18 protein-coding genes are annotated in these 18,765 nt (G+C 71.2%); 12 read left to right on the top strand and 6 right to left on the bottom strand.

Annotated features, from left to right (window positions below; all coding sequences use genetic code 11):
• Positions 1 to 77: 77 nt before the first annotated feature.
• Positions 78 to 2,612: an ATP-dependent Clp protease ATP-binding subunit gene (locus ABGB11_RS16485; RefSeq protein WP_250373036.1), complete on the top strand. Its 2,535-nt coding sequence runs from the start codon at positions 78 to 80 to the stop codon at positions 2,610 to 2,612.
• Between the two features lie 105 nt (positions 2,613 to 2,717).
• Positions 2,718 to 3,386, top strand: a complete 669-nt coding sequence (locus tag ABGB11_RS16480; RefSeq protein ID WP_347633542.1) for a hypothetical protein — start codon at positions 2,718 to 2,720, stop codon at positions 3,384 to 3,386.
• Between the two features lie 28 nt (positions 3,387 to 3,414).
• Here the strand turns inward: ABGB11_RS16480 and add are convergent, their stop codons facing one another.
• A complete protein-coding gene (gene add / locus ABGB11_RS16475; RefSeq protein ID WP_347633540.1) occupies positions 3,415 to 4,392 on the bottom strand; it encodes an adenosine deaminase in 978 nt (325 codons plus the stop codon).
• Positions 4,393 to 4,546: 154 nt separating this feature from the next.
• On the opposite strand from add, the gene ABGB11_RS16470 reads away from it, so the two are divergent.
• Entirely contained in the window at positions 4,547 to 5,668 is a 1,122-nt protein-coding gene (locus ABGB11_RS16470) for an NADAR family protein (RefSeq protein WP_347633691.1), read from the top strand.
• 1 nt (position 5,669) lies between these two features.
• Here the strand turns inward: ABGB11_RS16470 and ABGB11_RS16465 are convergent, their stop codons facing one another.
• Positions 5,670 to 6,548, bottom strand: coding sequence for an A/G-specific adenine glycosylase (locus ABGB11_RS16465; protein WP_347633538.1), 879 nt, complete (start codon positions 6,546 to 6,548; stop codon positions 5,670 to 5,672).
• A gap of 68 nt (positions 6,549 to 6,616) precedes the next feature.
• On the opposite strand from ABGB11_RS16465, the gene ABGB11_RS16460 reads away from it, so the two are divergent.
• Positions 6,617 to 7,225, top strand: a complete 609-nt coding sequence (locus ABGB11_RS16460) for a hypothetical protein (RefSeq protein WP_347633536.1) — start codon at positions 6,617 to 6,619, stop codon at positions 7,223 to 7,225.
• Positions 7,226 to 7,353: 128 nt separating this feature from the next.
• On the opposite strand, the gene disA is transcribed toward ABGB11_RS16460, so the two are convergent.
• From disA to ABGB11_RS16440, 4 genes are all read right to left on the bottom strand, one after another.
• Positions 7,354 to 8,436, bottom strand: coding sequence for a DNA integrity scanning diadenylate cyclase DisA (gene disA / locus ABGB11_RS16455; RefSeq protein ID WP_024935731.1), 1,083 nt, complete (start codon positions 8,434 to 8,436; stop codon positions 7,354 to 7,356).
• A gap of 113 nt (positions 8,437 to 8,549) precedes the next feature.
• Positions 8,550 to 9,971, bottom strand: coding sequence for a DNA repair protein RadA (radA, locus tag ABGB11_RS16450; RefSeq protein WP_347633534.1), 1,422 nt, complete (start codon positions 9,969 to 9,971; stop codon positions 8,550 to 8,552).
• A gap of 60 nt (positions 9,972 to 10,031) precedes the next feature.
• The gene (locus ABGB11_RS16445; RefSeq protein ID WP_347633532.1) at positions 10,032 to 11,132 is read right to left on the bottom strand and encodes an alpha/beta hydrolase; all 1,101 of its coding nucleotides are present in this window, start codon (positions 11,130 to 11,132) and stop codon (positions 10,032 to 10,034) included.
• Between the two features lie 27 nt (positions 11,133 to 11,159).
• Positions 11,160 to 11,858, bottom strand: a complete 699-nt coding sequence (locus ABGB11_RS16440) for a class I SAM-dependent methyltransferase (protein ID WP_347633530.1) — start codon at positions 11,856 to 11,858, stop codon at positions 11,160 to 11,162.
• Between the two features lie 145 nt (positions 11,859 to 12,003).
• On the opposite strand from ABGB11_RS16440, the gene ABGB11_RS16435 reads away from it, so the two are divergent.
• The 8 genes from ABGB11_RS16435 (at position 12,004) to ABGB11_RS16400 (ending at position 18,675) form a co-directional block, all read left to right on the top strand.
• Entirely contained in the window at positions 12,004 to 12,891 is an 888-nt protein-coding gene (locus ABGB11_RS16435; protein WP_347633528.1) for a sugar phosphate isomerase/epimerase, read from the top strand.
• Positions 12,888 to 13,493, top strand: coding sequence for a TetR family transcriptional regulator (locus tag ABGB11_RS16430; protein ID WP_347633526.1), 606 nt, complete (start codon positions 12,888 to 12,890; stop codon positions 13,491 to 13,493). The genes ABGB11_RS16435 and ABGB11_RS16430 overlap by 4 nt, the downstream gene beginning before the upstream one ends.
• Positions 13,494 to 13,544: 51 nt before the next feature.
• The gene (locus ABGB11_RS16425; protein ID WP_347633524.1) at positions 13,545 to 14,294 is read left to right on the top strand and encodes an ABC transporter ATP-binding protein; all 750 of its coding nucleotides are present in this window, start codon (positions 13,545 to 13,547) and stop codon (positions 14,292 to 14,294) included.
• Positions 14,291 to 15,025 (top strand): ABC transporter permease, encoded by a 735-nt coding sequence (locus tag ABGB11_RS16420; RefSeq protein WP_347633522.1) that lies wholly within the window; start codon positions 14,291 to 14,293, stop codon positions 15,023 to 15,025. The genes ABGB11_RS16425 and ABGB11_RS16420 overlap by 4 nt, the downstream gene beginning before the upstream one ends.
• Before the next feature lie 110 nt (positions 15,026 to 15,135).
• On the top strand, positions 15,136 to 16,293 hold the full coding sequence (locus tag ABGB11_RS16415; RefSeq protein ID WP_347633519.1) for an LCP family protein: 1,158 nt from the start codon (positions 15,136 to 15,138) through the stop codon (positions 16,291 to 16,293).
• Positions 16,294 to 16,353: 60 nt separating this feature from the next.
• Entirely contained in the window at positions 16,354 to 17,274 is a 921-nt protein-coding gene (locus tag ABGB11_RS16410; RefSeq protein WP_347633517.1) for a proline dehydrogenase family protein, read from the top strand.
• Positions 17,275 to 17,362: 88 nt separating this feature from the next.
• Positions 17,363 to 18,157: a pyrroline-5-carboxylate reductase gene (gene proC / locus ABGB11_RS16405; RefSeq protein ID WP_347633515.1), complete on the top strand. Its 795-nt coding sequence runs from the start codon at positions 17,363 to 17,365 to the stop codon at positions 18,155 to 18,157.
• A gap of 80 nt (positions 18,158 to 18,237) precedes the next feature.
• On the top strand, positions 18,238 to 18,675 hold the full coding sequence (locus ABGB11_RS16400; protein ID WP_347633513.1) for a hypothetical protein: 438 nt from the start codon (positions 18,238 to 18,240) through the stop codon (positions 18,673 to 18,675).
• The last annotated feature ends 90 nt before the right edge of the window (positions 18,676 to 18,765 follow it).

The raw sequence follows: 18,765 nt of genomic DNA, 5'->3' as shown, positions 1-18,765 counted from the left end.
TCGGGGCGGGCTAGCATGCGGAAGGACAGTTCCGGACGTTCCGGACTCTGCCCAACCGCTCTGTGAGGAGCGACGAGATGTTCGAGAGGTTCACCGACCGCGCGCGGCGCGTTGTCGTCCTGGCTCAGGAAGAGGCCAGGATGCTCAACCACAACTACATCGGCACCGAGCACATCCTCCTGGGTCTGATCCACGAGGGTGAGGGCGTCGCTGCCAAGGCCTTGGAGAGCCTGGGGATCAGCCTCGAGGCTGTCCGCCAGCAGGTCGAGGAGATCATCGGCCAGGGCCAGCAGGCGCCGTCGGGCCACATCCCGTTCACTCCGCGTGCCAAGAAGGTCCTTGAGCTGTCGCTGCGCGAGGCGTTGCAGCTCGGCCACAACTACATCGGTACCGAGCACATCCTGCTCGGGCTGATCCGCGAGGGTGAAGGCGTCGCCGCCCAGGTGCTGGTGAAGCTCGGCGCCGACCTGAACCGGGTCCGCCAGCAGGTCATCCAGTTGCTGCACGGCTACCAGGGCAAGGAGCCGGCCGCCTCCGGTGGCCCCTCGGAGTCGGCTCCGTCCACCTCCCTCGTGCTCGACCAGTTCGGCCGCAACCTGACGCAGGCCGCGCGGGAGGGCAAGCTCGACCCGGTCATCGGGCGGGACAAGGAGATCGAGCGGGTCATGCAGGTGCTGTCCCGCCGCACCAAGAACAACCCCGTCCTCGTGGGCGAGCCCGGCGTCGGCAAGACCGCCGTCGTCGAGGGCCTCGCGCAGAAGATCGTCAAGGGCGAGGTGCCCGAGACGCTGAAGGACAAGCAGCTCTACACCCTCGACCTCGGCGCGCTGGTCGCCGGCTCCCGGTACCGGGGCGACTTCGAAGAGCGGCTGAAGAAGGTCCTCAAGGAGATCCGCACCCGCGGCGACATCATCCTGTTCATCGACGAGCTGCACACGCTCGTCGGCGCGGGCGCCGCCGAGGGCGCGATCGACGCCGCGTCCATCCTCAAGCCGATGCTGGCGCGCGGCGAGCTGCAGACCATCGGCGCGACCACGCTGGACGAGTACCGCAAGCACCTGGAGAAGGACGCCGCGCTGGAGCGCCGCTTCCAGCCGATCCAGGTCGCCGAGCCGTCGCTGTCCCACACGATCGAGATCCTCAAGGGCCTGCGGGACCGCTACGAGGCGCACCACCGCGTGTCGATCACCGATAGCGCGCTCGTCGCCGCCGCGCAGCTCGCCGACCGCTACATCAGCGACCGGTTCCTGCCGGACAAGGCGATCGACCTGATCGACGAGGCCGGCTCGCGGATGCGCATCCGCCGCATGACCGCGCCGCCGGACCTGCGCGAGTACGACGAGAAGATCGCCGACGTCCGGCGCGACAAGGAGTCCGCGATCGACGCGCAGGACTTCGAGAAGGCCGCGGCGCTGCGCGACTCCGAGAAGCAGCTGCTCGGCCAGAAGGCGCAGCGGGAGAAGGAGTGGAAGGCCGGCGACATGGACGTCGTCGCCGAGGTCACCGACGAGCTGATCGCCGAGGTCCTCGCCACCGCCACCGGCATCCCGGTCTTCAAGCTGACCGAGGAGGAGTCGACCCGGCTGCTGCGCATGGAGGACGAGCTTCACAAGCGCGTCATCGGCCAGGAGGACGCCATCAAGGCGCTCTCCCAGTCGATCCGGCGTACCCGCGCCGGCCTGAAGGACCCGAAGCGTCCCGGCGGCTCGTTCATCTTCGCCGGCCCGTCCGGCGTCGGTAAGACGGAGCTGTCCAAGACGCTCGCCGAGTTCCTCTTCGGTGACGAGGACGCGCTGATCCAGCTCGACATGTCCGAGTTCATGGAGAAGCACACCGTCTCGCGGCTGTTCGGCTCCCCGCCCGGCTACGTCGGGTACGAGGAGGGCGGCCAGCTCACCGAGAAGGTGCGCCGCAAGCCGTTCTCGGTCGTCCTGTTCGACGAGATCGAGAAGGCCCACCAGGACATCTTCAACTCGCTGCTGCAGATCCTGGAGGACGGCCGCCTCACCGACGCGCAGGGCCGCGTCGTGGACTTCAAGAACACCGTCATCATCATGACGACGAACCTGGGGTCCAAGGACATCTCCAAGGGCGTCTCGATGGGCTTCGCCCGCCAGAACGACGAGCAGGGCTCGTACGAGCGGATGAAGGCGAAGGTGTCGGAGGAGCTCAAGCAGCACTTCCGCCCCGAGTTCCTGAACCGCGTCGACGACACGGTGGTGTTCCACCAGCTCACTCCGAAGGAGATCATCCAGATCGTCGACCTGATGATCGCCAAGGTGGACGAGCGCCTGCGCGACCGCGACATGGGCATCGAGCTGCGGCAGGAGGCCAAGGACCTGCTGGCCCTGCGGGGCTACGACCCGGTCCTCGGCGCCCGGCCGCTGCGCCGCACGATCCAGCGGGAGATCGAGGACAGCCTGTCCGAGAAGATCCTGTACAACGAGCTCAAGCCCGGCCAGATCGTGATCGTGGGCACCGAGGGCTTCGACCCCGAGAACAAGGACTCGGCGGAGAACGCCAAGTTCACCTTCAAGGGCGTGCCGAAGCCGTCGACCGTCCCGGACAGCCCGCCCCCCATCGAGGGCGCGGTCAACTTCAACAAGGACTGACGTCCCGCAAAGAGGCCCGCGGCGCTCCGCCGCGGGCCTCTTCGTCGTCTTGGGGCATCTCAGTCGGTCCGGTGAGATGTCGGAGGCGAGGCATAGTATTCGAACATGCGATCGAGTGTGGTCGGGGCGGCGGCGGAGTTCCGGCGGCGGAAGGCGCGCGTGCCGGCGAGCGAGGCGCGGGTGGCGGACGCGTACCGGCGGGATGTGCGGGCGCGCGCACCAGAGCAGTTCCCCATCTTCCGGTCGCGGCTGCAGGGCGAGTTGCTCGCACGGCTGCTGCTGGGGCCCGCGCGCGAGGTCTCCATGCTCGACCTGGCGGTGATGCTCCGTACCGACCTCGCGTCCGTGATGCGCGAGGCGGAGAGGCTGGCGCGGGCGGGCCTCCTCGTACTGCGCCGCACCATGGCCGGACGGGTGGTGGCGCGTGACACGAGCAGCCCGCTGTACGAGCCGCTCGCCCGCCTCCTGATGCTGACCTTCGGTCCCGCCGCGGTGGTGGCGGAGGAGTTCGGACGTCTGCCGTCGGTCCGCGAGATCTATCTGTTCGGCGCGTGGGCGGAACGCCACGACGGCGTCCCCGGCGCCCCGCCCGGCGACGTCGAGGTTCTGGCGATCGGCGAGATCGGCCCCGACCTCGCCTTCGACGCCGCCCAGGAGGCGGCCGCCCGGCTGGGCCTCCCGGTCCATCCGGTGGTCCGCACGCCGCAGCAGTGGCGGGACGACACCGACCCCTTCCTCCGCGAGATCCGCACCGGCCCCCTGACCGGGCTCTGACCACACCGCCTCGGCGGCCAAGGGCGTGTCAGGCGGCGGTGGCCAGCCAGGCGTCGATCTCCGTGTGGAGGCGGGTCTTGGTCGATGGCGGGGCGAAGGAGGCGCCGGCGGCCGCGTGGGCCAGCTCGGCGAGGATCGCGTCGTCGTAGCCGAAGGCGTCGCGGACCCGCGTGTACTCGGCGGTGAGCGGGGTGCCGATCAGCGCCGGGATGTCGGTGTTGAGGGTGACGACCAGGCCCGCTTCGCGGAGGCGGGGCAGCGGGTGGGCTTCGAGGGTCGGGGCGAAGCCGAGGGCGACGTTGGAGGACGGGCACACCTCGAGCGGGATGCGGCGCTCCCGCACCTCGGCCACGAGGTCCGGGTCGTCCAGGACGCGGATGCCGTGGCCCAGCCTTTCGGTGCGGCCGGGGCCGAGCGCCTCCCGGATGCTGGCGGGGCCCGCGCCCTCGCCCGCGTGGTGGACGACGTGGAGTCCGGCGTCGCGGGCGGCGGCGAAGACCTCGGTGAACGGGTCCGCGGGGTGGGCCTCGTCGCCGGCGAGGCCGACGGCGACCACGCGGTCGTGGCGGCGGGCCAGGTCGAAGGTCCGCCAGGCGCGCTCCACGGAGCGGCGGCGGGAGTGGTCGAGGATGAGGCGGCACTCGATCCCGAAGGCCTCCCGGCCCGCCTCCAGGCCTTCCAGGACGGCCGTGAGGGGCATGTGGAGGTCGCCGAGGCGCTCACCGTGCCCGGCGGCCGTGAAGGAGACCTCGGCGTAGCGGGTGCCTTCGGCGGCCTCGTCCTCGCAGAACTCGTAGGCGACCCGCCGGAAGTCGGCGGGCCGCCGGAGGCAGGCGCGGACGAGGTCGTTCTGCGCGAAGAAGGAGGCGAAATCCCCGAACGTGCCCGCCTCGTCGGGCACCTGCACCTGGTTGGCCTTGCCGATCTCGCGGAGCGTCGACCAGCGCACGGTGCTTTCCAGATGGACGTGCAGGTGGGCCTTGGGCAGAGTCAGCAGATCGCGCACGCCCGTACGGTACGTGTCCGCCGGCTGGGTCGGCCAACCAATTTCACGTTGACCGAGCGGGGCGCCGCGGCCATGATTCGGCTGGTGAGCACCCGCCTGGCCGCCAAGCGTGGCCCTGAGCGGCTGGTGACCCTGTGAGGAGTGCTTGAGCGCTGTGCTTAACCGTATCCATCGCGTTGAGGACGGGCGGCGCATCGATGGCGTTGCTCGACCCATCTTTATTCACAACTTCTCATACCACCTCACGAATCTGCTCGTGTACGCGGATGGGGCCATTCACTGTTGGGAATGGGTGGATCTGGACGGTCTGCGGGAGAAGCTCGAATGCGGCTGGGTGGTCACCGAAGTGCCCGAGGGCGGTGAGATCAGCGCGTTCGAGCTGGGCCGCTGGAAGGCCGCGGAGCCGATGTTCGGTCTCACTCCGGAAATGCTGCTGGGCGAGGTGGCCGACGACATCGAGGAGTTGAACGGGCGCCCCGACTCCACAGACCGCTGCCTGGCGGTGCTGGACCGGTACCTGGAGACGCGGGACGAGGACGACCGCCGTGCGCTCCGGGACGCCTACCTGGTGATTCCCGAGCACAAGCGCCGCTATGCCCTGGGTGACATGGACCACAAGGATCGTCCGCTCGTCTTCCTATGTACAGATATCGGCGAGCCTCCGATTGGCGGTTGGTTCGGGGACGAAGTCGTCACCGAAGCCATGCGTGAATGGGCGTTTCAGTACTTCGCCGACCAGGATAGTGAGCGCGCGAAGTATGAATCGAAGCGCCCCGCAGATGATCCGACGGAACCCGTGGGCGGAACGATCCACTTCGGTGGTCGAATGTTTCCGAAGGGCTGGCCCGAGGACGCGGGAATCGATGCTCTGCAGAACGATTACCCGTCCCAGATCGAGGTCGGAAACGTCGTCTATCCATCGGTGAAGCACGCCTATTGGGCTCTGTCCACGTCCGAGCCTGAGGTACGGGAGCGGATCCGCTTGGCCGAGCGCCCCTACGACGCGAAGAAGATGGCGGAAGAGGCGCCGCGCGTCGAGAACTGGGCACAGGCCCGCACGGCCGTCATGGCAGGACTTCTGCGCGCCAAGTACGACCAGCACCCCGACCTGGCGGAGATTCTGCTCGGTACGGGGGATTCGCCGCTCGCCCACGGCGGGACCGGCTCTGAGCACTGGGGCACCCACGGGGCGACGGGCCGCAACTGGGTCGGGCGGCTCCTCGAACTCGTCCGCTCCGAACTCCAGGCCCGGAAGGCCGGCATTCCTGTGCCGTGACTCAGCCGGGGAGGGCGTAGCGGCCGTCGTCGAGAGGGTCCACCAGGCCGTCCGCTATCAGGGCGTCCAGGGCTCGTTCCCGCTGGACGTCGTCTGCCCACACGGCGTCGAGGGCCGGTTTCGCCACCGGGCCTTCGGCGTCGCGGAGGACGGCGAGGATGCGGCCGCGGCACTGGCGGTCGGTGCCGGCGTAGGTCTGCCCGCGGCGCGGCGGCCCGGAGTAGGCGGGGCGGCCCGCGCGCTGCCAGGCGCAGCGATCGAGCACCGGGCAGTCGACGCAGCGGGGCGTGCGGGCCGTGCAGACCAGCGCGCCCAGCTCCATCACGGCGACGGCCCAGCGGGCGGCGGTGGCCGGGGCGGCCGGCAGCAGGCCCTCGGCCAGCTCGACCTCGGCTCTCGTCTGCGACTTCGGCGGGTACTCGTCGCCCGCCAGGAGGCGGGCCAGGACGCGCCGGACGTTGGTGTCGAGGACGGCGTGCCGCTGCCCGAACGCGAAGCTGGCGACCGCCGCGGCCGTGTAGGCGCCGATCCCGGGCAGCGCCAGCAGGTCCGCGTGCGACGACGGCACCTTGCCGCCGTGCCGTTCGGTGATCGCGCGGGCGCTCTCGTGGAGGCGCAGGGCGCGGCGCGGGTAGCCGAGCCGCCCCCAGGCCCGGACGGCCTCCCCGGACGGTTCCGCTGCCAGCGCGGCGGGGTCCGGCCAGCGCGCCATCCAGGCCTCCCACACCGGAAGGACGCGGGACACCGGCGTCTGCTGGAGCATGATCTCGCTGACGAGGACGCCCCACGGTGTCGCGTCCGGCGCCCGCCACGGGAGGTCCCGGGCATTCGCCTCGTACCAGTCGAGGATCGGAGCGGTGTACACGGAGTTCAGGTTCATGTGCGCCGCCATTGTGGCACGCGGCGGGTCGTCCCCTCTTTCCCCAGCGCTGATTGCATACTGACCGCATGGGGGCGAACACTGAACGTGACCGGGGCGGATCCGGGCCCGATCAATACTGGCGGCGCCGCGCGGTGGCCCTGGCCGGCATTCTCGGCGCCGTCGGCCTGCTGGCCTGGGCGTGCTCCGGCGGCACCGGTGAGGGCGAGCCCGTCCAGCAGGCGGGGGCGATGGCGAGCGCGAGCCCTCCGCCGCCGCCGAGCGCGATGCCGACGGTGACCGTCACCACGACCACCACGCCCACCCCGGCCGACGGCGGCCCCTGCGACGACGACGACCTCGTGGTCACCATGTCGGCCGCCGGGGACACGTTCGCGACCCCGCGGCGGCCCGAGTTCCGCATCACGGTCGTCAACGCGGGCAAGGGCGCGTGCACGTTCGACACCGGCTCCCTGGACGTCCGCATCACGTCCGGCACGGACAAGATCTGGTCCTCCGCCAGATGCCGCCACGGTGAGGCGCCCAAGAAGGTCCTTCAGCGCGGTGTCCCGTACGTCGACAACGTCACCTGGAACCGTGGACGCGGCTGCAAGGGCGCCACCCCGGCCCGCCCCGGCACCTACGTGGCCGCCCTGAAGGGCACGGACGCCAAGAAACAGATCTTCCGCCTCCGCTGACCCCTGACCGCCCACCCCTGCCACAAGGTCGCGAAGTGAGTCGCTGGGCCGAGCCGGAGCGATGCGCGATCGCCCGCTTTTCTCGACGATGGAGGGCCGCCAGGCCCGAAGGAGGAGAAAAAGCAAACTCAGACGTAGCGTTCCAGGATCGACGATTCGGCCAGGCGTGACAGGCCCTCGCGGACGCTGCGGGCGCGGGACTCGCCCACCCCGCCGACCGCCTGGAGATCGTCGATGCTCGCGGCGAGGAGCTTCTGCAGGCCGCCGAAGTGCTCGACGAGACGCTCGACGACCATGCTCGGCAGGCGCGGCACCTTCGCGAGAAGGCGGAAACCCTTCGGGCTGACGGGCAGGTCGAGCGCGTCGGGGCCGGCGAAGCCCATCACCTCGGCCACCGTGGACAGGTCGAGCAGCTCCGTCGCCGACAGCGTGTCCAGCGCGGACAGGATGGCGTCGACCCCGCGGGCCCGGGTGTCGTCGGACGGGTAGTCGCGGACGATCAGCTCGCGGTCGGCGTCCACGCCGGAGACCAGCTCGTCGAGCTGGAGCGAGAGCAGCCGGCCGTCGGTGCCGAGCTCGACGACGTAGCCCTCGATCTCGTCGGCGATGCGGCGCACCATCTCCAGCCGCTGCACGACGGCGCTGACGTCCCGCACGGTGACGAGATCCTCGATCTCCAGCGCGGAGAGCGTGCCGGACACCTCGTCCAGCCGCAGCTTGTACCGTTCGAGCGTCGCCAGGGCCTGGTTCGCCTTGGACAGGATCGCCGCCGAGTCCTCCAGCACGTAGCGGATGCCGTCGAGGTACAGCGCGATGATGTGCATCGACTGGCTCACCGAGATGACCGGGTAGACGGTCTGGCGGGCGACCCGCTCCGCGGTGCGGTGGCGGGTGCCGGACTCCTCGGTGGGGATGGTCGAGTCGGGCACGAGGTGGACGGCGGCGCGCACGATGCGGCTGTGGCTGTCGTCGAGGACGATCGCGCCGTCCATCTTCGCGAGCTCGCGCAGCCGCGTGGCGGAGAACTGGACGTCGAGCTCGAAGCCGCCCGAGCACAGTTCCTCGACCGTCTTGTCGTAGCCGAGCACGATCAGGCCGCCGGTGTGGCCCCGCAGGATCCGTTCGAGTCCGTCGCGGATCTGGGTGCCCGGAGCCACCGCGGCCAACGTGGCGCGGCGTCGTTCGTCATGACCCTTGTCGTGTGATGGCACCTGACCCCCGGAGGTCGCTGGACGGCGTCAGTTTACCGAGGCGGGCCGCGTCCCGGTTCCTCCCCAGGTCGCAAGCGTGTGTTGTGTGCAGTAATACTCTGGCGTGACTTCCGTCAGGGCGCCGTAAACGCCACCTGGAGCGCCTGCTGCAGGCTGTCCACCTCCATCACCTTCATGCCCTCGTAGCTGGTGAGCTGGGGATCCGCGCGTTTCAGCGGCCCGTCCGCGAGGTCGAGCGACCCGCGCGGGACGACGGCGTGCTTGAACCCGAGCCGCGCCGCCTCGCCGAGCCGCCGCTGCACGCCCGGCACGACGCGCACCTCCCCGGCGAGGCCGACCTCGCCGACCGCGATCAGGCTGCCCGACAGCGACTGCTCGACCGTGGACCCGGCGACCGCCAGGGCGAGCGCCAGGTCGACCGACGTCTCGGTGAGCCGCACGCCGCCGACCGTCGAGACGTACACGTCCTGCTCGTGCATGGAGATCTTGCACCGCTGCGCGAGGACCGCGAGGACCATCGCCACGCGGGAGGTGTCCAGCCCGGACGTGGCGCGCCGCGGCGCCGGCAGGTGCGACTTCGCGACGAGCGACTGCACCTCCGCCACCAGCGGCCGCCGCCCCTCCAGGGTCACGGTCACGCACGTCCCCGGGACGGGCTCCTCGCGGCGGGTGAGGAACAGGCCGCTCGGATCGGGCAGGCCCACGATGCCGACCTCCGACAGGTCGAAGCAGCCCAGCTCGTCCGTCGGCCCGTACCGGTTCTTCACCGCGCGGATCATGCGGAGGCGGGAGTGCCGGTCGCCCTCGAAGTACAGGACGACGTCGACCAGGTGCTCCAGGAGCCGCGGCCCGGCGATCGCGCCCTCCTTGGTGACGTGCCCGACCAGCACGACCGTGATGCCGCGCTCCTTCGCCACCCTGATCAGGTTGGCCGCGACCTCGCGGACCTGCGTGACACCGCCGGGCGCGCCGTCGGCCTCGGACGTCCCGATCGTCTGGATCGAGTCGACCACCAGCAGCGCCGGCTCCACGGCGTCGATATGCCCCAGGATCGCGGACAGCTCCGTCTCCGCCGCCAGGTACAGGTCGTCGGTGATCGCCCCGACCCGGTCGGCGCGCAGCCGCACCTGCTCGGCCGACTCCTCACCCGTCACGTACAGGACGTTCTTCGCCGGCTCGCCCCCGCCCGCCGTCGACGCCAGCGCGGCGACCTCCAGCAGCAGCGTCGACTTCCCGATCCCGGGCTCGCCCGCCAGCAGCAGGACCGCGCCGGGCACGATGCCGCCGCCGAGCACCCGGTCGAGCTCGTCCAGGCCCGTCGGCCGCGTCTGCGCCGACCGGACGTCCACCTTCCCGATCGGGCGCGCCGGCGCGCTGACCGGCCCCGCCGACACCACCCGCGCGGGCGTCGCCGACGCCGCCTCGGCGACCGTCCCCCACGTCTGGCACTCCCCGCAGCGCCCCACCCACTTCGACGTCTGCCACCCGCACTCCGAGCACCGGTAGGCCGCCTTCGCGGTCTTAGCCTTCGCCATGCGCGGAAGCGTAGAGCCTGCCCACGACAGTGCCGGCCCCGGCGCGGGTCGGGTTCGGGGTCAGGCTTCTTTGCGGGCTCTTTCGATCAGGTCGCCCAGGTGGTCGGAGACGATGCTCGGGCGTTCGAGCATGGCCATGTGGCCGGCGCCGGGGACGACCTCCAGGCGCGCGGACGGGACGCAGGACGCGATCTTGAGGCTGTGCTCGACCGGGGTGAGGCGGTCGTGCTCGGCGCCGATGACGAGGGAGTCGGCGCCGCGGAGGGACGCGCAGTCGCTGATCAGATCGGTGGTCAGCATGGAGCGGAAGAAGTCGGCGAAGGCGTCCATGCGGGTCTCGGTCATCATCTGCTCGGCGAACGCCACGGCGGCGGGGCTGGCGTCGGGGCCGAAGGCGACGAGGTCCTCGACGAGGGTGGCGGCGTCGCGGCCGAGGTGGCGGACCTTCTCGACGGCGCCGGAGCCCGCGCCGAGCGCGCCGAGCGCGCGGGGGAGGAGGCGGTGGGTGGTGCGCGCGATCAGCGCGGGCATGCCGAGCGTGACCTCGCTGAGGCCCCCGGACGACGTGCAGAGCAGCCCGGTCGCGAGGATCCTGCGGCCGAGCAGGCCGGCGTTCTCGTCGGCGTACCGCAGGATGGTCATGCCGCCCATGGAGTGGCCGACGAGGACGATCGGCGTGCCGGCGGGGACGGTCGCGTCGATGACGGCGGCGAGGTCGCGGGAAAGGCGGGGGACGGCGTAGCCGTCGCGGGCGCCGCCGTCGGAGCGGCCGTGGCCGCGGTGGTCCCAGAAGACGAGGCGGCCGAGGCCGCGCAGGGCCTTGCGCTGGAAGTGCCAGGAGTCCTGGGTGAGCGTCCAGCCGTGGGAGAAGACGACGGCGAGGTCGGTGCGGTCCGCGCCGTCGATCTCGGCGTACAGGCGCGTCCCGTCGTCGGCGCGGACGGGGACGGGACGGCCGCGCAGGGAGCCGAACGGCTCGCCGGCGAAGGGGTCCGGCCGCAGTTGCAGGCGGCGCATGGCGCGCCGCTGGGCGACCACGCCGGCGCCCGCCCCGGCCGAGGCGAGGGCGGTGACGGCGAGGATGTTCAGGAGCGTCCTGCCGCGGGCCTTGGCGGGCGTCGCCCCAGAGGTCACTAGGCTCGTCTTGGCGGCGCGGGCCATGGTCCGTCCCTCCGACTCGTCAGTAACTCAGAGGCAACGCCACCACAAATTGACGGCATAGTCCACCTCAAGCTCGTCGTGTTCGCGCAGGCAGGCCTCGGCCAGATCGGGCGGGAACTCGATGCGGAGCACCGCGGCGAAGTCGTCCCTCTTCTGGAACGACCACCGGATCATCAGGGGTTCGCGGGTGAAGCCGTGCCGCGTCCAGAACCGCTCGACCTCGGCGGGATCGTACTTCGGGAGGCTGCGCTGGAACCAGCGGCCGAACGTGGAGCGGGTCGCGTCGTTGTCGATGACGAAGACCGCGCCGCCGCGCCGGACGACCCGGTTCAGTTCGAGCAGCCCCGGCTCGCATCCCGGGCCGAAGAAGTACGCCCACCGGGCGTGGACGACGTCGACCGACGCGTCCGCGAGCGGCAGCGACTGGGCGGCGCCGACGCGGACGGTCACGTTGCCCAGGTTCCGGGTGCGGCGCGCGGCCGCCTCGGCGAGGCCCGCGTGCGGTTCGACGCCGATCACCCGCTGCGCGTCCGCGGCGAAGAACGGCAGGTGGTAGCCGGTGCCGCAGCCGAGGTCGAGGACGTCGGCGCCCTGCCACGGCCGGATCGCGCGCATCGCGGCGGCCAGCACTCCGTCGGGGTCGACGGCGCGGTTCTCCAGTTCGTAGACCTGGGGGGAGTTCCAGATGTTGGGGCTCGGCACGGCGCCCGGCGCGATCTCGGCCACGGGGACAGAGCGTAGCGGCGCGACGGGCGGGGGAAGCCAGATCACTCCGGGCGAGTGTTTCATCACGGCCGTCGCCGCATAGGCTTTCCTTTGCATACCCGTCTCTGTCGACAACTGCCGAGCGATCTTTCCTGGCGAGGAAGCCTTGACCCCGCAGTACAACGGTGCCGCTTCACCCGCGCTCCGCGTGCCGGACGCGCCGATCACGCTCTCCACCGCGTCGGTCTACCCGGAGAAGGTACCGAGCGCGTTCGAGATCGCAGCGCTGCTGGGGTACGACGGCATCGAGGTGATGGTCTCGACGGACGCCTCGTCGCAGGACCTGAACGTCCTGCGCCGGCTGTCCGACTACCACCAGGTGCCGATCAAGTCGATCCACGCGCCCTGCCTGCTGCTCACCCAGCGGGTCTGGGGACGCGACCCCTGGGGCAAGCTGATCCGCTCCAAGGACGTCGCCGAGGAGCTGGGGGCCGAGGTCGTCGTCGTGCACCCGCCGTTCCGCTGGCAGCGCGACTACGCCAAGGAGTTCGTCGACGGGCTCGCCCGCATGCAGGACGAGACGGACGTGCTGTTCGCGGTCGAGAACATGTTCCCGCTGAAGGCGCGCGGCGCCGAGGCGGGCATGTACCTGCCCGACTGGAACCCCGTCGACCAGGACTACCCGTACGTGACGCTCGACCTGTCGCACACCGCCGTCTCGGGGTCCGACGCCGTCGACATGGCGGGGAGCCTCGGCGACCGGCTGCGGCACGTCCACCTGGCCGACGGCGTCGGCGTCATGAACAAGGACGAGCACCTCGTCCCGGGGCGGGGCAACCAGCCGTGCGGGCCGATGCTGGAGAACCTCGCCGAGGGCGGCTTCCGGGGGCACATCGTCCTGGAGGTCAACACGCGGCGCGCGTCGAACCGGGCCGAGCGGATGGAGGACCTCGCGGAGGCCCTGGCGTTCGCGCGCCTGCACCTCGCCGCCGCCGACCACACCTGGGAGGTCACCTCGGCCGGGGAGATCACCCGCCGGGGCGTGCGGCGGTGACCGACGCGGCCGGACCCGCCCGGGGCCGGACGCGGGGCCCGGGGCGCCGGCCCGGCCCCACCGAGACCCGCGAGAAGATCCTGGCCGAGGCCCGCGGCCTGTTCGCCGAGAAGGGGTACGACGGCGCGTCGCTGCGCGCCATCGCCCGCGCCGCCGGGGTCGACCCGGCCCTCGTCCACCACTTCTTCGGCAACAAGGAAGGCGTGTTCATCGAGGCGATGCGCTTCCCGGTGGACCCGGCCGTCGTGCTGCCCCAGATCCTGACCGCCCCCCGGGACCGGCTCGGCGAGACGATGGTGCGCACCTTCCTGAGCGTGTGGGGGGACGCCGACCGCCGCGCGCCGATGCTGGCGATGCTCCGCTCGGCGATGACGAACGAGCGGGCGGCGGCGCTGCTGCGGGAGTTCGTCACGTCCGCGCTGTTCGGGCGGGCCAAGCAGGTCACGGCGGCGCCGCCGCTCGGGATCCAGGCGGCGGCCGGGCAGATGATCGGGCTGATGATCCTGCGGTACGTGCTGCGCGTCGAGCCGCTCGCGTCCGCGTCCGAGGACGAGCTGATCGAGCTGGTCGCGCCGACCCTCCAGCGCTACCTCACGTCCTGAGCCCTTCGTAACGCCCTTGACCGGGCCTCTGTGCGGGCATAAATTCAACATATGATGAGTTCTAGTCCGGTGGGCAAGGCCGAGCCGGCGGTGAACGTGCGGGACCTGCGGGTCGTCCGCGGCGGCCGGGAGGTGCTGCACGGGCTCTCCTTCGACGTCCCGCGCGGCTCGATCGTGGGGCTCCTCGGGCCGAGCGGCTGCGGGAAGACCACCCTGATGAGGGCGCTCGTCGGCGTCCAGATCGTCCGGAGCGGGACGGTGGCCGTCCTCGGCGAGCCCGCCGGGTCCCCCGGCCTGCGGCGCCGGGTCGGGTACTCCACGCAGACGCCCGCCGTCTACGCCGACCTGACCGTCGCCGAGAACCTGCGCTACTTCGCGTCCGTCCTGCGGGCCCCGCGCTCCGACGTCGACCGCGTCATCGACGAGGTCGGCCTCGGCCGCAGCCGCGACCAGACGGCCGCCACGCTGTCCGGCGGGCAGCTCAGCCGCGCCAACCTCGCCGTCGCGCTGCTCGGCTCGCCCGAACTGCTCGTCCTGGACGAGCCGACCGTCGGCCTCGACCCCGTGCTCCGCCAGGAGCTGTGGGAGCTGTTCCGCGAGCTGGCCGACCGCGGCGCCACCCTGGTGGTGTCCAGCCACGTCATGGACGAGGCGGGACGCACCGACCGGCTCCTGCTCATACGCGAGGGCGTGATCCTCGCCGACGGGACGCCGGACGGGCTGCGCTCGCGCACCGGGACGCCCGACCTCGAGGCGGCGTTCCTCCACCTGATCACCGAGAAGGCCGGGAGTACGGCATGAGCGCCGCCATCACCCTCGCCACGATGCGCCGCATCCTCGCGCAGCTCAAGCACGACCACCGCACGCTCGCGCTGCTCATCGGCGTCCCGACGCTGCTGATGATCCTGCTGCGGTACGTGTTCGACCAGCCGGAGGTCTTCGACCGGATCGGGCCCATGCTGCTCGGCCTGTTCCCGTTCATCGTCATGTTCGTCGTGGCCAGCGTCGCCACCCTGCGCGAACGGACCAGCGGCACCCTCGAACGGCTGATGACCATGCCGCTCGGCAAGCTGGACCTGCTGCTCGGCTACGCCCTCGCCTTCGGGCTCCTCGCGCTCGTCCAGGTCGCCGTCGTGCTCGCCATCTCGCTCACCTGGCTCGACCTCGACCTGAACGGCTCGCTCGGCTCGCTCGTCCTCGTCTCCCTGCTGGACGCCCTGCTCGGCATGGCGCTCGGCCTGTTCGCCAGCGCGTTCGCCCGCACCGAGTTCCAGGCCGTCCAGTTCATGCCCGCGTTCGTCCTGCCGCAGCTGCTGCTCTGCGGCCTGATCATCCCGCGCGAGAACATGGCGGGCTGGCTCCAGGCCATCTCCGACGTCCTGCCGCTCTCGTACGCGGTCGAGGGCATGCGGGAGATCAGCGCCAACCCCGACTTCACCACCACCCTCACCGTCGACGTGAGCGTGATCGCCGCCTTCGTCCTGGTCGCCCTCCTCCTCGGAGCGGTGACCCTCCGCCGCAGAACGGCATGACGACCCGTGAGGCGGGGGTGAGGTTTACCCGGGAAGAGGAGATCCGCCTTAATCGGACAGGTGGGGCTAAGTCGGCTATCCCCACCCGTTCAGGCTGGTAGCTTCGCGCCATGACCTCCCCTGATCTTTCCGGTTCGCAGGCGTCGGAGCGGCCCGAGGCGGCTCCGGGGGCGCAGGCCACCGAGGCGCCGGCCGCCCCGGGGAGCGAGGCCGAGAACGCGTTCTGGGGCGGCGGGGACGGGACGGCGACCGCGCGCAGGCGGCGGTGGCCGCGGATCCTGATCGCCGTCGGCGTGTTCGTGGCGCTGATCGTGGCGGGGCTCGGCGGCCTGGTGTGGCAGCGGCAGTCGTCCTACAACGGCAACATCGACCGGATCAAGGGCGTGATGCCCGACGACGGGGCGAAGCGGCCGGGGCCGAACGTCGCCGGGACCGAGAACTGGCTGCTGGTCGGGTCGGACTCGCGGGCCGAGGCCGCCACCACCGGCGAGGGGAACCAGGTCTGGAAGCCGGGGCAGCAGCGCACCGACACGATCATGCTGCTGCACCTGCCGGCGGACCGGAAGAAGGCCTACATCATCTCGTTCCCGCGCGACTCGTGGGTGGAGATCCCCGGCTACGGCCGGCAGAAGATCAACGCGGCGTTCTCGTTCGGCGGGCCGAAGCTGCTGATCGAGACGATGGAGAACCTCACCGGGATCCGCGTCGACCACTTCGGCGCGATCGACTTCGAGGGGTTCAAGTCGATGACGGACGCGCTCGGCGGCGTCACCGTCAACATCAAGCAGAGCGTGTACGACCCGGCGCGCAAGAAGCAGTGGACGGCCGGCCGGCAGAAGCTCGACGGCGAGGAGGCGCTGCTGTTCGTCCGGCAGCGCTACAACCTGCCGAACGGCGACTTCGACCGGATCAAGCGGCAGCAGGCGTTCCTCGGCGCGCTCGCCAAGCAGGCCGCCGACCGCGGGACGCTCACCAACCCCCTCAAGCTCGACCGGTTCCTGTCCGCGCTCACCAAGTCGATCAGCGTGGACGAGGGCGTGTCGGCGGGCGACCTGCGCTCGCTGGCGCTGAGCATGCGCGGCATCCGCGCGTCGGACGTCATGTTCATGACGCTGCCGAACAAGGGCACCGGGATGCGCGCCAAGCAGAGCGTGGTGTTCCTGGACGGGACGAAGGCCAGGGCGCTGTTCGACGCCGTCAAGAGCGCGCGGATGGCCGAGTACGTCAAGCAGCACGGCGCGGGGAACAGCCTCGGCACGGTGTCGTGATCGCGGGGCCGTCCCGGGCTTAACCTGGGACGGTACGCGCACGGACAAGGGGTTCGCACAGTGCTTCGTCAGGCGTTGCTCGCCGCGTCGCGCAGCGGCGGCGCGCGGCGGATCATGGAGACCGCGCCGTTCACCGGCGACGTCGTCCGCCGGTTCGTCGCCGGGGAGACGATCGAGGACGCGCTGCGCGTCACCGAGGAGCTGAGCGGCGAAGGGCTGCTCGTCACCCTGGACGTCCTGGGGGAGGACACCAGCGACAAGAACCGCGCGGAGGCGAACGCCACGCACTACGTCGAGCTCCTGGAACGGCTGGGTGACGCCGGGCTCGGTACGCGCGCCGAGGTGTCGATGAAGCTGTCCGCGGTGGGGCAGACGCTGGACGAAGACCTCGCCCTGGAGAACGCCCGGCGGGTCTGCGAAGCCGCCCGTTCGTCCAGCACGACGGTCACCCTCGACATGGAGGAGCACACGACCGTCGATTCGACGCTGCGGATCGTCCAGGAGCTGCGGAGGGACTTCCCGGACGTGGGCGCGGTCGTCCAGGCCTACCTGCGCCGCGCTGAGGAGCACTGCACCGAACTGGCCTACGAGGGTTCGCGTGTGCGGTTGTGCAAGGGCGCGTACGCGGCGCCGGCGGCGGTCGCCTTCACCGACAAGGAAGAGGTCGACAGGTCGTACGTGCGGTGCATGAAGGTCTTGATGGCCGGCAAGGGCTATCCGATGCTCGCGACGCACGACCCGCGGCTCATCGAGATCGCGGGCGCGCTGGCCGACCTGCACGAGCGCGACGCCTCCACGTTCGAGTACCAGATGCTCTACGGGATCCGTCCGCAGGAGCAGCGCAGGCTGGCCGCGCAGGGCGCGCAGGTCCGCGTCTACGTCGCCTACGGCCGCGAGTGGTACCAGTACTTCATGCGCCGGCTCGCCGAGCGGCCCGCCAACCTGCGCTTCTTCATGCGGTCCCTCGCCGGACGGTCCTGACCAGGCGTTCTTCGGAGGGCGTTCCTCGCGGGGATCCGGCCCGGGACTAGGGTGGACGCGTCGCTGAGATGAGATCCGAGGGTGGCCGATGATCGCGATTCTGGGTGCCGGGAAGATGGGCGAGGCGCTGCTGTCCGGGGTGCTCCGGGCCGGCCGCCGCCCGTCCGAGCTGGTGGCGACCGCGCGCCGGGAGGAGCGCGGGGCGCTGCTGCGCGAGCGGTACGGCATCGACATCCTGCCGAACGCGGAGGCCGCCGCGAAGGCGGGGACGCTGGTCCTCGCGGTGAAGCCGCAGGACATGGGCGTCCTGCTGGACGAGATCGGCCCGCACGTCCCGCCGGGGCGGCTGGTGATCTCGATGGCGGCGGGGATCACGACCGGGTTCGTCGAGGCGCGGCTGCCGGAGGGCGTCCCCGTCGTCCGCGTCATGTCGAACACGCCCGTCCACGTGGACGAGGCGATGAGCGTCATCTCCGCCGGGTCGCACGCCGGCGAGGAGCACCTGAAGCTGGCGGAGGAGCTGCTGTCGCCCGTCGGCAAGGTGCTGCGCATCCCCGAGTCGCTGCAGGACGGCGCGACGGCCCTGTCCGGCAGCGGGCCCGCGTACTTCTACTACCTGGTCGAGGCCATGGTGGACGCGGGCATCCTGCTCGGCATGCCGCGCGCCGCCGCGCTGGAGATGGTGATCCAGTCGGCCGTCGGCGCCGCCGTCATGCTCCGCGACTCCGGCGAGCACCCGGTGCTGCTGCGCGAGGCCGTCACGTCCCCCGGCGGGACGACGATCTCGGCGATCCGGGAGCTGGAGCGGCACGGGGTCCGCGCCGCCGTCCTGGAGGCGATCGAGGCCGCCCGGAACCGGGGCCGGGAGCTCGCGGGCGGCTGATCCGCGTCGGGGTGCGGAACCGAATGAAAGTTCATCTTTGAACATTGATCCGACCCCGGGGTCCCGTTCGTGTTACAGATATGGGACTCATACTCCGCCTGATCGTCGCCGCCGGGCTGGCGGCCGACGCGATCGTGCACTGGAAGTTCGCGCCCGACATGGCCTACGTGCAGGGCGGGTCCATCGACGGGGACCTGCTCTTCCGCATCCAGGCCGCGGTCGCCGGCGTGGCCGCCGTCATCATCCTCACCTACGCGACCCGCTGGTCCTACGCGCTCGCGTTCCTCGTCGCGGGGAGCGCGGTCGGCGCCCTCGTCCTGTACTACTACGTCGACATGGGCGCGCTCGGCCCGATGCCCGACATGTACGAGCCCGTCTGGTACTTGGAGAAGACGGTCAGCCTTGCCGGCGAGGGCGGCGCCGCGCTGGCCGCGCTGGTCGGGTTCTTCACCGTGGGACGCGGCCGGCGCACCGAGGACGACGAGTTCTACGAACGCGAGCCCGCGAGCAGCTTCTGATCCGAGCCCCCATGGCTCCCACACGCACGACTGGCCGCGTCCCGAAACGCCCGGCGGCCCCGGCCCCGGTCGGCCTATATTTTGGTTGAT

It is taken from the genome of Actinomadura sp. B10D3 (genome assembly GCF_039871695.1).
Taxonomy (GTDB): Bacteria; Actinomycetota; Actinomycetes; order Streptosporangiales; family Streptosporangiaceae; genus Spirillospora; species Spirillospora madurae.
This window is presented reverse-complemented; position numbering and strand designations above follow the sequence as displayed.

Excerpts from the sequence above, each read along its gene's own strand:
- ABGB11_RS16460 (WP_347633536.1), top strand. The coding sequence starts at position 6,617 with ATGGGGGCGAACACTGAACGTGACCGGGGCGGATCCGGGCCCGATCAA.
- ABGB11_RS16480 (WP_347633542.1), top strand. The coding sequence starts at position 2,718 with ATGCGATCGAGTGTGGTCGGGGCGGCGGCGGAGTTCCGGCGGCGGAAG.
- ABGB11_RS16425 (WP_347633524.1), top strand. The coding sequence starts at position 13,545 with ATGATGAGTTCTAGTCCGGTGGGCAAGGCCGAGCCGGCGGTGAACGTG.
- ABGB11_RS16400 (WP_347633513.1), top strand. The coding sequence starts at position 18,238 with ATGGGACTCATACTCCGCCTGATCGTCGCCGCCGGGCTGGCGGCCGAC.
- ABGB11_RS16485 (WP_250373036.1), top strand. The coding sequence starts at position 78 with ATGTTCGAGAGGTTCACCGACCGCGCGCGGCGCGTTGTCGTCCTGGCT.
- proC (WP_347633515.1), top strand. The coding sequence starts at position 17,363 with ATGATCGCGATTCTGGGTGCCGGGAAGATGGGCGAGGCGCTGCTGTCC.
- radA (WP_347633534.1), bottom strand. The coding sequence starts at position 9,971 with ATGGCGAAGGCTAAGACCGCGAAGGCGGCCTACCGGTGCTCGGAGTGC.
- ABGB11_RS16420 (WP_347633522.1), top strand. The coding sequence starts at position 14,291 with ATGAGCGCCGCCATCACCCTCGCCACGATGCGCCGCATCCTCGCGCAG.
- ABGB11_RS16465 (WP_347633538.1), bottom strand. The coding sequence starts at position 6,548 with ATGAACCTGAACTCCGTGTACACCGCTCCGATCCTCGACTGGTACGAG.
- ABGB11_RS16445 (WP_347633532.1), bottom strand. The coding sequence starts at position 11,132 with ATGGCCCGCGCCGCCAAGACGAGCCTAGTGACCTCTGGGGCGACGCCC.
- ABGB11_RS16415 (WP_347633519.1), top strand. The coding sequence starts at position 15,136 with ATGACCTCCCCTGATCTTTCCGGTTCGCAGGCGTCGGAGCGGCCCGAG.